Origin of the sequence: Prodigiosinella confusarubida (assembly GCF_002847015.1) — a bacterium.
GTDB lineage: Bacteria > Pseudomonadota > Gammaproteobacteria > Enterobacterales > Enterobacteriaceae > Prodigiosinella > Prodigiosinella aquatilis.
Genome location: NZ_CP025085.1, coordinates 3,186,786 through 3,202,807, shown reverse-complemented (window position 1 = coordinate 3,202,807; position 16,022 = coordinate 3,186,786). Strand labels below are relative to the sequence as shown.

Sequence of the window (16,022 nt, the reverse complement as noted above, 5' to 3'; positions counted from 1 at the left end):
ATCCACGTCATTCACCCCCAACCATAACGGTGAATCCCGTGTCTATGGTCTCGCCTGCCAGCTTGGCCGTTCGCACCACGTTTTTAGAAAACGAGTATGTTGACACGAACATTCCTGATAAATTCTTCAGGAATCGGCTACTCCCCAATGACTGCGCAACACTAACATATTATTCAGGCAGGAAACAACAGCAAAGATGGTAGGGTTTAATAATGGCAAGTGATAATAATTTTCATTTCTGATATAAATGAAATAGTTGGTTAAAATAGCAACAAAACAATGTGGTTAAAATAACACCATATTCTTTGTGGAGTATTTGTCGGTTGATGCGAATAAATAAAAATTATATAACTTACTGATTTTCAATCATAAAATTATATATTTTTTCTAGATCATCCAATTGTTGAACGTTAATTAGCAAACGCCGTTGTTCAAGTTCTATCACCAGAATGCCATCTTCAGATAAATTTATATTTTTAATACGACGATACGCAATAAAAATATTGGCATAGAAAAAACCCTGTGATTTGAACAATAATTTTGGATGTCGAATATAAGCGATATATATTGCCACTAACGCCAGAAAAGAAAGTAAAAAGGTCGTCAATGGTGTTCCCTGAGTGGTGATGTTTTTATAAATAAGAATGGCGATAAGACCGATAAAAATAAATGTATCCAGACGATTGCTGCGACGAAGATAGACACAGAGCTGGGTAGTGCCTTGAAGTCGAGCCATGATGAATTCATCATAGATAGCGTAAAGCAGGGCAATGATAATAGAAATTATCAAGGCAATATCGGTAACTGACATGTATGGCTCCGTGAAGCGTGCCGGGGGTTTCCCCCCGGACGTACAAATTACAGCCCCAACAGGCCGATCCAATAACCAAAAATACCAATGGCAAAGAAGCCAATAATCAGCCACAGCGCATTAATCTTACGCCGTAGCAGCCACATACACCCAAAGGTCAGTAATAATGGCACCAGACCGGGCATTAACTGGTCCAGAACAGACTGTACCGTAGTAACGGTTGCTTGTCCGTTTGCGTTGGTTATTCGTGAAACCACCAGTGGTATATTCACGTGTGTCCACTTATTAACCAGTGCCCCCATGACGAAAAGGCCGAGAATAGATGAACCTTCTGTCAGTTTTTGCAGCAGTCCACCACCCATATCACCAACAATGGCGACGCCTTTCTGGTAGCCATACGCTACGCCATAGTAACGGACCAGCAAACGCACCAGGTTAAATAGTACGAAGAACAGAATCGGGCCAAGCAGACTACCGCTCATTGCGATACCGGCCCCGAGGGCAGCAAAAACCGGACGAGCGGTTCCCCAGAATATTGGATCGCCGACACCAGCCAGAGGCCCCATCAACCCAACTTTCAGACCGTTGATGGCAGCATCATCAATTGGTGCACCGTTAGCACGTTCTTCTTCCATCGCCATCGTTACCCCAAGAATCGGGGCGGCGACAAACGGTTGAGTATTGAAGAACTCCAGATGGCGTCTGATAGCCTGTTTCCGTTCCTCCGAGTTTTCCGGGTAGAGGCGACGGATCACCGGCACCATGGAAAAGCAGAAACCCAACGCCTGCATACGTTCAAAGTTCCACGACCCCTGAAACAGGTTGGAGCGAATAAATACCGCGCGGATATCGCTGGCCGTGAGTTTTTTATCATGTGTTGAATCAACCATTTCTCTCACTCCTGTTATTCCAGTTCGTTATCAAGGTCGTTTTTGCTATATGCCTCAGCAGAGGAGCCTTGCATCTTGTTATATTTCGGGTTGAGCTGGATATATAACACCGCCATTACCACGCCAATGACACCCAGTGCGACCAGGTTGAAGTTGGTGAAAGCTGCGGTAACAAAGCCCAGATAATAGAATGGCATCAGATAGCCAGCACGCATCATATTGATGACCATGGCGTAACCGACGACAACGATCATCCCCCCGGCGATAGTCAACCCATTGGTAATCACCTCTGGGATAGACGAGAGTGCGGAGTGAACCACTTCCGTACCCACAGAAACGGCGACAATCACTGCCGGGATGGCGATACGCATGGCTTGTAGCAGCAGAGCAGAAACGTGAATCCAACTGATAGCGGAGAGATTACCGCGTTCCGCCGCGCTATCTGCGGCATGTTGGAAAGCGACAGTAATAGTACGAACAATAATGGTGAGCACCTGGCCTGCAGCAGCCAGAGGAATAGCCAAGGCAATCCCGGCCCCAATGCTTTGACCACCAGCAATAACCAAAATGGTGGAAATGATAGAAGCCAGTGCGGCATCAGGTGCGACAGCTGCACCGATGTTCATCCAACCCAACGCGATCATTTCCAACGTACCGCCGATAATAACCCCTGTTTTTACATCACCTAATACAAAGCCGATTAACGTACAGGCGACCAACGGGCGGTGGAACTGGAATTCGTCAAGAATAGATCCCATGCCCGAGACACAAGCTACGATAAATATCAGCACAATTTGAAGTGTGGTGATCTCCATTGTACTTCTCCTGTGAGAATAGATTTCTGAGTAATTAAACCGTTATAAACCCTATTTTGTTGCTGCGTTAACTCGCCATCTTGTTAATTAAATCCATCATCTTGAGTCTGCTATCGGTTGAGACTTTTCGGACTTCCAGCTCGATACCACGGTCATTAAGTTTCTTGAAGGCCTCAATGTCTTTCTCATCAATAGAAACGGCATTATTCACCTGGATTTTTCCCTGACGATAAGCCATACCACCAATGTTGATCGACGTGATCTTGACACCGTTTTCCACCAGTTTAAGCACGTCAGTTGGGTTGGTGAAAAGCAGCATGACGCGGTCTGCGGCATATTTTGGATTGTTATAAACACGAATTGCTTTATCAACATCAACCACGTGAGCTGTGACTCCCGGTGGGGCGACTTGTGTCAGCAGCGTTCTACGAACGGTATCCGCTGCCACTTCATCACTGATAACGATAATGCGTTTAACGTTGGTTTCCTTCGTCCAGCGGGTGGCAACCTGCCCATGAATCAGGCGGTCATCAATACGGGCCAGACCGATTTCCATATGTCCACCAGCACCTGCCACGGGAACAGCCTTTGTTGTTGATGATATTGCTTTGGGTGCCGACGGTTCTTCCGTATCGGCGGTTTTCAGTGCTTTTACCCCAGCACGGCCTGCTTCCACTGCAATGGCAACCAGTTCAGCGAATCCGGGGTTATCATCACGGGCCATGAAAGTTTCCACCAGCATAGGAATATTTACCCCGGCAATAACTTCATGATTTTCTTTATCGGTAACGATACGGCTGGCTGCGTTAAACGGGCTACCTCCCCAGGTATCAACCAAAAAAAGTACGCCTTGAGATGTATCCAGTTCAGCTAATTTGACCTGGTATTTCTCAATTAATATTTCAGCATTTTCTCCGGGCACGAAATCCATCCAGGCAACGTTGCTCTGTTCGCCGAGAATCATTTCAGCTGTTTTTAACAGCGGACCGGCAGTGGCTCCGTGAGTGCACAACATAATCGCAATACTCACTTGCTACCTCCTCATTAGTCACTATCTCGTAGAGTGTGTAATGTGTCAGATAATGCGGATAAATCATCGGGATGAATTTTTATCCGCAGTGATATCAGTATGGTCGTAAGAAACTTTCTTGCTTATTTTTTTGATACAAAAATATATGTATGGCATCGCACTATTCATGAATCGATTCAGGTTGTTCCTTGTTCAATAGTTTACTTCAAACAGTGAGTCGATTGATCCGGGAATCGGACTGGGCTCGCTATCTCCATGCGCATATGATGTGTTGCAACGGTTGAATGTTAGTGCAATCAACCTGTTTGTATATACCCATCATCTTTCAAGTTGCCGTTTGTCGTCTGTCTCCAGTGGCTCGATTGCCGTCTTCCTGCATCCTGAAATTTATGAAGCATATTATATGCCTACCGAAACAGGCGCGAACGTGTATTAACGGGATTTATTTTACGGAGTGAAAAAATAAATTATGTGATATCGCTCCATAATTAGAGGAACGATGAGTGATCTGTTATGCAAACATGGAATAACTCACTGAGATGTTACAAATTTACGCCCAAAAACAGTGATTGAGAAAATCTTTGTGAAAAGGATAAACAACCTGATAAAGTTGATATCCCTAATATTTCAGAGGAGTTTCGGGCGGACGCCCATCCCATGGACTGTCACCGACGATTTTTTCTCTTTATGTCAGCCTTTGCTGGCGTTTTTCCTTTTCCTTCAATCAGCTGTTTTGGTGATCCTTGGCATTTTGCTGATTCCGTTTCCTTATTAATTTCCCCCATTGCAGTGACATCGTTGTCATTTGCTCGTTCATTTCCTGGAGTCTGACATGGAATTTTTGCTGGATCCTTCAATCTGGGCAGGCTTACTGACGTTGGTGGTACTCGAAATTGTCTTGGGTATCGATAATCTGGTTTTCGTTGCCATACTGGCGGATAAACTTCCGCCAAAACAACGTGATAAAGCACGCATTATCGGTTTATTGCTGGCGTTGCTGATGCGGCTTGGATTGCTCTCGTTGATTTCATGGATGGTGACGCTGACCCGGATATTATTTCATGTAGGTAATTTCAGTTTCTCCGGCCGCGATTTGATTCTGCTCGTCGGGGGGATATTTTTATTGTTTAAAGCCACGATGGAGTTGCACGAACGGTTAGAAAATCGACCACTTGATGTAAATGATGGACGAACCCATGCCAGCTTTTGGGTGGTTGTGGCGCAGATAGTGATTCTGGATGCGGTTTTTTCACTGGATGCCGTGATTACCGCAGTAGGTATGGTTAATCACCTTGGTATCATGATGACGGCGGTGGTGATTGCCATGGGCATGATGCTACTGGCTTCCAAACCATTGACTCGTTTTGTAAATGCTCATCAGACGGTGGTAGTTCTGTGCCTGAGTTTCCTGCTGATGATTGGTTTGAGCCTGGTGGCTGAAGGTTTTGGTTTCCATATTCCTAAAGGCTATCTGTATGCGGCGATCGGTTTCTCCATTCTTATTGAGATGTTTAATCAGATAGCCCGTCATAACTTTATCAAGCATCAATCACATCGTCCGATGCGTGAGCGTACAGCTGAAGCCATTTTGCGCTTGATGGGCGCTCGCAAAGCCATGATTGAGCATGATGAGGCTCAGCCACTGCTGAAGTCCGAAGAGACATTCGCTGAGGAAGAGCGTTACATGATTAGTGGTGTATTGACGCTGGCTTCCCGAACATTACGTAGTGTCATGACACCACGCACGGATATTTCCTGGGTGAACTGTGAGCGTTCGGTTGAGGCAATCCGCATACAATTGCTAGATACGCCGCACAGTTTGTTTCCGGTGTGCCGGGGTGAGTTGGATGAACTGGTTGGGGTAGTGCGCGCCAAAGATTTGCTGGTTGCTCTGGAAGAACATGCGGATGTCGAAAATTTTGCCGCTGCCAACCCGCCAATTGTTGTACCGGAGACGCTTGACGTCATTAATTTGTTGCCGGTATTGCGCCGGGCCAAGGGCAGTTTAGTCATGGTAAGCAACGAATTTGGCGTTATACAAGGGCTGGTGACACCATTGGACGTGCTTGAAGCGATTGCCGGTGAATTTCCGGATGAAGACGAAACACTGGATATTGTGGCAGATGGCAATGGCTGGCTGGTGAAAGGGGGAACGGCGCTACACGCATTGCAGCAGGTACTCAACAGCAGCGAGCTGGTGGACCCGAAAGAAGATTACACCTCGCTGGCAGGATTGCTGCTGGCGCACAGTGATGAATTTCCTAAAGTGGGGGATATCGTTGAGCTGCATCGACTGCGTTTTCAGGTTATAGCGGCGACAGACTATCGAGTTGAGCTGGTCCGGGTTGAACGTATTCCTGACCCGACTCGGGAAGATGCGCGTTAATTACCAGATAGTGGATAGAAGAACGTGTTACCAGCACGGTAATGCTAATCATTTGAACGTGATAATTAAGGGCGCATACGGGTGCAGTTAGCTGATGGATGCTGCTCCGTATGCCATCCCTGGTTTTCGTCTTAATGGGCGGGTATGGCGACTACCCGCGTCAGGTTTGATCTTGTTGCAGACAATCGAACGATGAAATGATGCGATAACGACGGGTGTCGAAAATGGTAGTCAGTCGCACTGTACCTTAATTGCCAGGCCACCTCGTGAGGTTTCTCGATATTTGGCGTTCATGTCTTTACCCGTTTCGTACATGGTTTCGATCACTTTATCCAGCGAAACGCGTGGCTCGGTGGTACGACGCATTGCCATGCGTGTGGCATTAATGGCTTTTACTGAAGCGATTGCATTACGTTCAATGCAGGGAACCTGTACCTGACCGGCAACCGGATCGCAGGTTAACCCCAGATTGTGTTCCATCCCGATTTCCGCAGCGACGCACACTTGTTCTGGACTGGCACCCAGCAATTCTGCCAGTCCGGCCGCTGCCATTGAGCAGGCTACCCCGACTTCTCCCTGACAACCCACTTCTGCGCCGGAAATCGAGGCGTTCATTTTGTAGAGTGTACCGATGGCACCGGCTGCCAGGAAATAACGCAGATAGATTCCCGGACCTACTGGTTCAATAAAATGGTCATAATAAGCCAGTACAGCGGGAACAATACCGCAAGCGCCGTTGGTGGGGGCGGTGACAACACGTCCGCCAGCAGCGTTTTCCTCATTGACTGCCAGCGCAAACATATTAACCCAATCCACCACATTCATCGGGTCGTTAGACAGTTTGTCAGAAGAGACTAACATACGGCGTAATGCCGCTGCTCGACGGGGAACCCGTAACGGACCAGGTAGTACGCCTTCGGTATTTATGCCACGATCAATACAGGCACGCATGGTTTGCCAGATGGCGGCAAAATAGTCGTCAATTTCCTGACGGCTATGCAGTGCCAGCTCATTACGCATCATCATGCCTGAGATGGATAAACCGCCTTGTTTGCAGTGAGCCAGTATCTCCAGGGCATAGCGATAGGGGTGTGGTACGCTAATGGTGCTATCAATGGTTTTACCAAAGTTGGCTTCATCCACAATAAAACCGCCACCAATGGAATAGTAGGTTTTGCTGAAGAGTGTTTTGTTACCGGCAAAAGCCGTGATAGTCATTCCGTTTTCGTGCAAAGGTAAATTTTCACTGCGGAAAACCATCCCACCTTCGCGGGGGAAATCGACCTCATGTTCACCGGATAACAGCAGTCGTTCGCGTTGCTCTATATCGCGGATGAAAGCGGGAATCGTATCAATATCCACTGTATCTGGCATATTCCCCGCCAGACCAAGGATAATCGCAATATCGGTGTGGTGTCCTTTGCCGGTTAATGAAAGGGAACCATAGACGTCAACTGATACGCGAGTAGTGGCGACCAATAGCGATGCCTGTTTTAATTCATCGACAAATTGCTTACCGGCTTTCATCGGTCCAACCGTATGAGAGCTAGAGGGGCCAATACCGATTTTGAACATGTCGAATACGCTTATCACACTGAAACTCCTTTAAAAGCGCAGGATGCTGCCGATGGCTAGAATAAAACTCGATGGATCGCCGCTATTGTAGAGGGGAGTATACTGACATGTTCTTTTTTTCGCATGAAATAAACTTATGCCATCTTGCAATAGAACTTATAGTACATCTGTTTTGTTTAGGGGAAAAAGGTGGGTTACGTTGCAATTAGCATGCAGGGCAAAATAAATACCACTAATAGATTAAGCCGTTATTGAAATGATATGAACATAAGAACGCAATCGTCAATTATCCGCGCAATAAAGAGCAAGATCTGTACTGACCAATTAGGATACCTGTAATGCAAGCTGACAGATGATCGTGGCAGTCAGTCCCCAAACAAACTGTTGCTGATACCATGATAGATAAACCCGATGACGCTGTTGATTTCGTTCAATGTCCAATGAATGGTAACGGGCTAGAGAAAAGGCTTCGTAGAGCGGTATTTCAAATAGCTCGGCAACCTCATCTTCGCTGGGATGAAACGGTGTATCTGCTGGTAATAAGCCAATGACAGGCGTGACCTGATAGCCACTGCTGCTGTCCAGTGCGGGCAACGTGCCTAGTATCTGAACCGCGTTGGGTGATATTGCAACTTCTTCCTGAGCCTCGCGTAATGCGGTTTCGATCAGAGAGCTATCTCCCGGATCGGCAGCACCGCCGGGAAAGGCGACCTGTCCGGCATGTTTCCGCAACCAGGGGGCACGACGGGTCAGCAGTAATGTGGGTTCGGCACGACGAATAATTGGCACCAGTACCGCTGCATGGCGATGATTACGGGCGGGGGTCAGCAAAGGTGCGCTTTGCAATTGAAAACGGGTGATGAACCGTTCCAGACTGAACGGCTGTTGCAATGAGTAAGGGTGTAACACGTTGTGTTCCATTATTGAATGTGTCACGAATCAATGCCTGTTTTGTCCGGAATAGTTTGTTCTAGTAACGGTAAGATCCGCCCAACTTTGTCAAATGTTTCCTGATATTCCGATTGCTCCTGACTGTCGGCGACAATACCGCCACCTGCCCAGCAGTAAATCGTGTGTTGAGCGGTGACCAGGGTACGGATAGTAATATTGGTATCCATTGTGCCACAGACGCTCAAATAACCAATACTGCCACAATATGCAGTACGTCGTTGTGGCTCCAGTTCTTCAATAATCTCCATCGCTCGGACTTTCGGTGCACCGGTAATAGAACCACCGGGAAAACAGGCCCGAAGCAGATCCGTGGCATGCTGGTGGTCCGGTAGTGTGGCTTCAATGGTGCTGACGAGATGATGTACTGCCGGGAATGGCTCAATGATGAACAATTCAGGGACGCTGACAGTACCAGGAACAGCCACCCGGCCAATGTCGTTGCGCAGCAGATCGACAATCATAAGGTTCTCTGCTCGGTCTTTGTCTGACGATGCCAGCCGCTCAGCTTGTCTGGCATCGTCTTTCGCATCAGCTAATCGCGGCAATGTCCCTTTGATTGGGCGAGTCTGGATCTGGTTATCATGCAACCACAGAAAACGTTCTGGCGAGGTGCTGATGATCGTGTTTTCAGGTAGCCGGAGAAAGGCGGAAAATGGTGCGCGATTACTGGCTGAAAGACGCAGAAATGCCTGCCACTCATCGCCGTCGTAATGTGCGTGGAAACGTTGTGTCAGATTGACCTGATAACAATCACCAGCGTGCAGATAATCCTGAATACGGCGGAATTTTTCACCGTACTGCTGCCGGGACATATTGGCTTGCCAGGGACTACTGAGTCTGAAATCACGGGGGTGAACCGCGGCAGGCAGCGCATTAAGCCAGGTTAGTCGGGCATCGGGATTGCCATGTACCACCAGTGTCAAGGTTTGCTTATGGTGGTCGGCAATCAATGCCCAGTCATAGAGGCCTACAGCCATATCCGGTACATCGATATCCTGAAGGGCAATACTGGGGATTCGCTCTACCCGGCGTCCTAAGTCATAACCAAACAATCCCAGTGCACCGCCCTGAAATGGAAAATCAGGATGGGAGTCCGCGTGAAGGCCAAGCGTGTCCATCTGCTGTTTTAGCAGACTGAACGGGTCTTGTTCAGAAATATGACAGTGACCATCTGCATCAATTTCGGTGCTGTTTCCACGGGTCTGCAAGGTGACTAATGGGTCGGAGACAAGTATGTCGAACCGGTTATGCACGTGTTCGGCGAAGCCGGAATGCAACAGCATCGACCAGGGGCGGTGTGATAATGCAGCGAAAAGCGTTAATAAAGCATCAGGCTGGTATGGAAGTGCATGGTAGACTATCGGGGTTTGCATAGGTTCTCGGTTCTTATCATGCTGATGGCCGGAGTATGTGGTTAATGTAGATTAATGGCCAATTTCAGACATGTAAGCGTACCATAAATTGTAGGCATACGGCGCAGCCGTACAACGTATCATGATGAAAACCGTTTCAGGAGAATAACAATGTACGCAGGTACCCCGGCGTTGACGCATGAACAGCAACAGCAGGCAGTGGAGGAAATTCACGCGCTTATGGCTGAAGGGTTAAGTAGTGGTGAAGCAATCGCTCTGGTTGCTGCGGCGCTACGTCAGAGCCATCAGGGGGAGAACGTTTCCGCCATGTTTGATGATGAAGATGATGAGAATGCGGACCAGGAATAACACCGCATTCTCTGTCAGTCAGATCGCCGCAATAGCTTTGATTTCGACCTTAAATCGCGGGTTCATCAGTTTTGCCTGTACGGTGCAGCGAACCGGGGCACTGCCGGAAACGACCCAGGCATCCCAGGCGACATTCATGGCCGCAAAGTCCCCTGCATCAGCCAGAAAAATGGTGACATCCAACAGACGGCTTTTATCCGTTCCTGCTTGTTGTAAAACACTATCCAGTGCAGCCAGCGCGTTTTCAGTCTGCGCCTGTGCATCTTCATCCAGATTTTCCGGCACGCTGGTATAGTACAACGTGTGATTGTAAATGACAGCATCCGACCAGCGTTGTTCTGGATTGATGCGGGTGATTGACATCATTGGTGACCTCGTATTCAGCCATGACGATAAAGTGCATGAGACTACCATATTCTTTCACCACTGCATTCTTTAGCGGTTGATTAAAGTGGTGCCCTGAGGACAGGCTTGACATAATCAGCCTCCAATATCTGTTCTGGAACATCAGAAATCAAGAGAGGCAGAGTGGCATCAGTAAGCGACGATTTTGCAACCGATGGTGTGTTGGCACTGGCCATCAGCGGATTTAAACCGCGTGAGCCACAGCGGCAAATGGCAGCGGCGGTAGAAAAGGCCATCGCACAACAACAACCATTGGTGGTGGAAGCGGGAACCGGCACCGGTAAGACGTATGCCTATTTGGCCCCGGCATTACGTTCCGGCAAGAAAGTCATTATCTCCACCGGTTCAAAAGCCTTGCAAGATCAGCTTTATAGCCGCGATTTGCCTACCGTGGCACAAGCTCTGAATTATCAGGGATCGTTGGCGTTGCTGAAAGGACGCGCTAATTATCTGTGTACCGAGCGGCTTGAACAGCAATCACTGGCGGGGGGGGATCTGCCGGTGGAAACCCTGAGAGAACTGGTATGGCTACGGCGGTGGTCATCAGAAACGTTGGATGGCGACATCGGTAACTGTGGTGAAGTAGCCGAAGACAGTCAGGTCTGGCCGTTGGTCACCAGTACCAACGACAATTGCCTGGGAAGCGATTGCCCTCACTATAAAGACTGTTTTGTCGTCAAGGCACGTCGGCGTGCGATGGACGCGGATGTTGTCGTGGTAAATCATCATCTATATCTGGCTGATATGGTGGTAAAAGAGAGTGGCTTCGCCGAACTGATTCCAGATAGCGATGTGGTTATTTTTGATGAAGCACATCAGATTCCGGATATCGCCAGCCAATATTTTGGTCAGCAGCTTTCCAGTCGCCAACTGATGGACCTGGCGAAAGACATGATTATTGCCTACCGCACCGAAGTCCGTGATGCCGCACAGTTGCAGAAAAGTGCTGATCGGTTAACGCAAAGTACACAGGATTTTCGTCTGGCGCTGGGTGATCCCGGTTTTCGGGGTAACTTACGTGACATTGTCACAGACGCATCTCTTCAACGCTCACTGACACTGCTTGATGATGCGCTTGAGCTTTGCTATGACGTGGCAAAACTATCCCTGGGACGTTCGGCATTGCTTGATGCCGCTTTTGATCGCGCAACGCTGTTTCGTAGCCGTCTGAAACGTCTGTTGGATGTTCAGCAATCAGGTTATAGCTACTGGTATGAATGCAATGCCCGCCATTTTGTATTGGCACTGACACCCTTGTCGGTGGCGGATCGCTTCCGTGATGTGATGAAAGAAAAACCCGTCAGTTGGATATTTACCTCAGCCACCCTGTCAGTGAATGATCAGCTTGCACATTTTACGTCGCGTCTTGGTCTGGATAATGCCACTACGTTGTTATTGCCTAGCCCTTTTGATTACACGCGTCAGACATTACTGTGTGTCCCGCGTTACCTGCCGGAAACTAACCGCCCTGGTGCGGCAAAACAGCTCGCCCGCATATTGTGTCCGTTAATTGAGGCGAATCAGGGGCGCTGTTTTATGTTGTGTACCTCGCATCAGATGATGCGCGATCTGGCGGCTGAGTTTCGTGCATCATTGACGCTACCCGTGTTATTACAGGGAGAAACCAGTAAACCACAGTTGTTGTCTCAGTTTATCTCCGCTGGCAATGCGTTACTGGTGGCAACCAGCAGTTTCTGGGAAGGCGTTGATGTGCGTGGGGATGCGCTATCCTGTGTGATTATCGATAAGCTCCCTTTTACCTCACCAGATGACCCATTGCTGAAAGCACGAATGGAAGATTGTCGTGTGCATGGCGGTGATCCTTTTGGTGAAATACAACTGCCAGATGCAGTGATCACACTGAAGCAAGGTGTGGGACGCCTGATCCGCGATGTTGATGACCGCGGCGTGCTGGTTATCTGCGACAGCCGTTTGGTTATGCGTCCTTATGGCGAGGTTTTTCTCAATAGCCTGCCACCTGCACCTCGCACGCGGGATATCGCTCAGGCAATTGATTTCCTGACGATGAAACCGTGACGGCAATCCATTTGGCGCTGTGCTATCATGCGCGCCGTTAAGATTTTTTCTCCCTGCCTGAGGTCGGCATGTCTACGCGAATTTTAGCGCTTGATACCGCAACAGAAGCCTGTTCTGTTGCACTATGGAATGATGGTGAAATCCATTCGTTATTTGAAGTTTGTCCCCGCGAACATACCCAGCGTGTATTGCCGATGGTGCAACAAATCCTGACCGAATCCAGTCTGTCGCTCTGCGACCTGGACGTGCTGGCTTTCGGACAAGGGCCGGGAAGTTTTACTGGCGTTCGCATTGGTATTGGTATTGCGCAAGGGCTGGCCTTGGGCGCAAATTTGCCGATGATTGGCATTTCTACGCTGGCGACAATGGCGCAGGGTGCATTCCGGCTTACCGGTGCTACCCAGGTTCTGGCCGCTATTGATGCCAGAATGAGCGAAGTGTATTGGGCAGAGTATCGCCACGATGCTAACGGTGCCTGGTTAGGTGGTGATACGGAAGCGGTGTTGACACCGCAACAGGTACAGATGCAGACGGCAACACTTGAAGGCAACTGGGCCACAGCAGGTACTGGTTGGCAAACTTATCCGGATTTAGTGCGTCATCCGGTTATTTCATTACAGGATAGTGGCGTGCTGTTGCCACATGCTGAAGATATGTTGCCACTGGCTATCCAGCAGTGGCAGGCGGGGCTGTCAGTGAGTGTCGAGATGGCTCAGCCATGCTATTTACGCAATGAAGTCACATGGAAAAAGTTACCGGGCCGGTAGTAAACCGCAACTTAGGGAATGCCTTATAGTCTAACTATCAGGTTATGAAAAAGGTGCGTGCTATGGCAATCAATCACTCTTGGTGTGGTGTTCAGATCATGTATTCATCACTACGTTTCAAAATGTATGGTGTACTGCTGGTGACCGGCGGATTGTTAACTGGCTGTGTGACGGTGCCGGAAGCGATTAGGGGAACCTCTCCGACACCGCAGACTGATTTGGTTCGAGTAATGAATGCTCCTTCGTTGTACGTCGGCCAAGAGTCACGTTTCGGTGGACGAGTGGTTGGTATTCGTAATGAGGCGGATAGAACTCGCTTGGAAATCAGCAGTATGCCGCTAGATGATGGCGCTCGTCCGCGCCTGGGCGCACTCTCCGATGGGCGTTTTATTGCTTATGTAAAAGGTTTCCTCGAACCAGTGGATTTTAAAAACCAACTGGTGACAGTTGTCGGACCTATTACCGGGACAGAACAAGGCACAATTGGTCATAGGCCTTATCGTTATGTGGTAATTGATGTCCAGGGTTATAAGCGTTGGCGTGTGGTTCAACAGGTGATTCTGCCGCCGCGTGCTTATGATCCGTGGTGGGGACAGCGATATCCATATGGCTGGGGACCTGGTTGGGGCGATAGTATGGAATACGGACCTGCCCAGATTGAGTCAGTAGTGACAGAATAACAATGGCGTAATGCTATTTGTTGTTGTAGAGGCGACTTTGGTCGCCTTATTTTTTGCATTGATTGTAAGATGTTGAAATAAGTGATCGGCCTCTCAACCTGGACATTGTTTATTTTCCAGTGAGCAAGTCGCGTTAAAATAATGTTAAAAGCCACTCAAGACTGGGACTGAGCATGCCACTAAGAAAAAATCTAGGGAGTGTCGCCTTGGAAAAAATCTGGCTAGCCCGTTACCCGGTCGATGTGCCGGCTGAAATTGATCCGGATCGTTATTCATCCCTGATTGAGTTGTTTGAAAATGCGGTGACACGCTATGCCGTTCAACCTGCGTTTATTAATATGGGGGAGGTGATGACCTTCCGCAAGTTGGAAGAGCGCAGTCGAGCGTTTGCCGCCTATTTGCAAAACCAACTGAAACTGCAGAAAGGTGATCGCATTGCACTGATGATGCCTAATTTATTGCAATATCCGGTGGCGCTATTCGGTGTTTTGCGTGCCGGTATGGTTGTGGTAAATATCAACCCGCTCTATACCCCTCGCGAGTTGGAGTATCAGCTTAAAGACAGTGGTGCCAGTGCTATTGTGATTGTTTCCAATTTTGCGCATACGCTGGAAAAAGTGGTTTATAACACGCAAGTTAAGCACGTTATTTTGACTCGTATGGGAGATCAGCTTTCTACGGTCAAGGGGACACTGGTTAACTTTGTGGTGAAATATATCAAGCGACTGGTACCGAAATATCACCTACCGGGTGCCATCTCATTCCGTCTCGCTTTGCAGCAGGGGCGCCGGCTACAGTATGTGAAGCCGGATATTACTAACGATGATCTGGCTTTTTTGCAGTACACCGGTGGTACGACCGGTATACCCAAAGGAGCGATGCTGACGCACCGCAATATGCAGGCTAATCTGATGCAGGCGAAGGCGGCCTACAGTCCGCTATTGCAAGAGGGACATGAACTGGTTGTCACTGCATTGCCGATGTATCACATTTATGCCCTGACAGTGAACTGCCTGTTGTTTGTTGAAATGGGTGGACAGAATCTGCTGATTACCAATCCTCGAGACATCCCGGAAATGGTGAAAGAGTTCAGCCGATACTCTATTACCGCGATGACGGGTGTCAATACGCTATTCAACGCGCTGTTGAATAACCGTGAATTTCAACAACTGGATTTATCCACACTGCGCCTGTCGGTGGGCGGTGGGGCATCAGTACAGAAAACGGTGGCTGAGCGTTGGGAAAAGCTGACCGGACATCACATACTGGAAGGCTATGGACTGACAGAAAGCTCACCACTGGTAACGGGTAATCCTTATGATCTGAAACATTACAATGGCAGTATCGGTTTACCGGTATCCTCTACCGATGTTCGCATTGTAGGTGAAGATGGCAATGATGTTGAACCGGGTGAACCTGGTGAGTTATGGGTACGTGGGCCACAGGTGATGGGGGGTTATTGGCAACAGCCTGCAGCAACCGAGGATATATTGAAAGAGGGCTGGCTGCTCACCGGTGATATTGTGACCGCAGATGAACAGGGTTTTTTGCGAATTGTCGATCGCAAGAAAGACATGATTCTGGTGTCTGGTTTTAATGTCTATCCGAATGAAATTGAGGAAGTGGTCAGTCAACATCCCAAAGTGTCTGAAGTTGCAGCTATTGGTGTGCCCAGTGAGTTTTCCGGTGAGGCGGTAAAAGTTTTTGTGGTCCGCCGGGATCCCTCTCTGACGGAAGATGAACTGATTACGCACTGTCGTCGAAACCTTACGGGTTACAAAGTCCCCAGACTTTTTGAGTTTCGAGATGAATTACCGAAGTCTATGGTCGGTAAGATCCTGCGCCGGGAATTACGTAGTGATCAATCAGCCGCCTGAATGATGCCTGCTCTTGCGAAAAAGGTATATTGAACAGGCCTGACTGAATCAGCAGAACACGTTATGATAGCCTCATC

General features: G+C 48.5%; 14 protein-coding genes and 1 riboswitch. Of the genes, 6 read left to right on the top strand and 8 right to left on the bottom strand.

Annotated features, from left to right (window positions below; translation table 11 throughout):
• Positions 1-19: 19 nt before the first annotated feature.
• Positions 20-158, bottom strand: a riboswitch (yybP-ykoY riboswitch).
• Positions 159-352: 194 nt separating this feature from the next.
• The 4 genes from CWC46_RS14530 to manX form a co-directional block, all read right to left on the bottom strand.
• Positions 353-811, bottom strand: a complete 459-nt coding sequence (locus CWC46_RS14530) for a DUF986 family protein (RefSeq protein WP_021015836.1) — start codon at positions 809-811, stop codon at positions 353-355.
• Between the two features lie 47 nt (positions 812-858).
• Entirely contained in the window at positions 859-1,701 is an 843-nt protein-coding gene (locus CWC46_RS14525) for a PTS mannose transporter subunit IID (protein ID WP_021015837.1), read from the bottom strand.
• Positions 1,702-1,715: 14 nt separating this feature from the next.
• Complete coding sequence (locus tag CWC46_RS14520; protein ID WP_021015838.1) at positions 1,716-2,516, bottom strand: PTS mannose/fructose/sorbose transporter subunit IIC; 801 nt, start codon at positions 2,514-2,516, stop codon at positions 1,716-1,718.
• Positions 2,517-2,583: 67 nt separating this feature from the next.
• A complete protein-coding gene (manX, locus tag CWC46_RS14515) occupies positions 2,584-3,546 on the bottom strand; it encodes a PTS mannose transporter subunit IIAB (protein ID WP_021015839.1) in 963 nt (320 codons plus the stop codon).
• An 832-nt stretch (positions 3,547-4,378) separates the two neighbouring features.
• Here manX and CWC46_RS14510 point away from each other — a divergent pair.
• Positions 4,379-5,932: a TerC family protein gene (locus CWC46_RS14510; RefSeq protein WP_021015840.1), complete on the top strand. Its 1,554-nt coding sequence runs from the start codon at positions 4,379-4,381 to the stop codon at positions 5,930-5,932.
• A 231-nt stretch (positions 5,933-6,163) separates the two neighbouring features.
• Here CWC46_RS14510 and CWC46_RS14505 read toward each other — a convergent pair whose 3' ends face one another.
• The 3 genes from CWC46_RS14505 to pabB form a co-directional block, all read right to left on the bottom strand.
• On the bottom strand, positions 6,164-7,525 hold the full coding sequence (locus CWC46_RS14505) for an L-serine ammonia-lyase (protein WP_021015841.1): 1,362 nt from the start codon (positions 7,523-7,525) through the stop codon (positions 6,164-6,166).
• Positions 7,526-7,831: 306 nt separating this feature from the next.
• The gene (locus CWC46_RS14500; protein WP_037380940.1) at positions 7,832-8,428 is read right to left on the bottom strand and encodes a CoA pyrophosphatase; all 597 of its coding nucleotides are present in this window, start codon (positions 8,426-8,428) and stop codon (positions 7,832-7,834) included.
• Positions 8,429-8,439: 11 nt separating this feature from the next.
• Positions 8,440-9,831 (bottom strand): aminodeoxychorismate synthase component 1, encoded by a 1,392-nt coding sequence (pabB, locus tag CWC46_RS14495; protein ID WP_021015843.1) that lies wholly within the window; start codon positions 9,829-9,831, stop codon positions 8,440-8,442.
• Between the two features lie 150 nt (positions 9,832-9,981).
• On the opposite strand from pabB, the gene CWC46_RS14490 reads away from it, so the two are divergent.
• Positions 9,982-10,179: a YoaH family protein gene (locus CWC46_RS14490; protein WP_021015844.1), complete on the top strand. Its 198-nt coding sequence runs from the start codon at positions 9,982-9,984 to the stop codon at positions 10,177-10,179.
• Positions 10,180-10,197: 18 nt separating this feature from the next.
• Here the strand turns inward: CWC46_RS14490 and CWC46_RS14485 are convergent, their stop codons facing one another.
• Positions 10,198-10,542, bottom strand: a complete 345-nt coding sequence (locus tag CWC46_RS14485; RefSeq protein ID WP_023278719.1) for a RidA family protein — start codon at positions 10,540-10,542, stop codon at positions 10,198-10,200.
• A 165-nt stretch (positions 10,543-10,707) separates the two neighbouring features.
• Here CWC46_RS14485 and CWC46_RS14480 point away from each other — a divergent pair, with 165 nt between their 5' ends.
• From CWC46_RS14480 to fadD, 4 genes are all read left to right on the top strand, one after another.
• Positions 10,708-12,621, top strand: coding sequence for an ATP-dependent DNA helicase (locus CWC46_RS14480; protein ID WP_021015846.1), 1,914 nt, complete (start codon positions 10,708-10,710; stop codon positions 12,619-12,621).
• Positions 12,622-12,689: 68 nt separating this feature from the next.
• Entirely contained in the window at positions 12,690-13,388 is a 699-nt protein-coding gene (gene tsaB / locus CWC46_RS14475) for a tRNA (adenosine(37)-N6)-threonylcarbamoyltransferase complex dimerization subunit type 1 TsaB (protein ID WP_021015847.1), read from the top strand.
• A gap of 98 nt (positions 13,389-13,486) precedes the next feature.
• Positions 13,487-14,068, top strand: a complete 582-nt coding sequence (locus CWC46_RS14470; protein WP_101377559.1) for a Slp family lipoprotein — start codon at positions 13,487-13,489, stop codon at positions 14,066-14,068.
• 206 nt (positions 14,069-14,274) lie between these two features.
• A complete protein-coding gene (fadD, locus tag CWC46_RS14465; protein WP_037381577.1) occupies positions 14,275-15,945 on the top strand; it encodes a long-chain-fatty-acid--CoA ligase FadD in 1,671 nt (556 codons plus the stop codon).
• Positions 15,946-16,022: the final 77 nt, after the last annotated feature.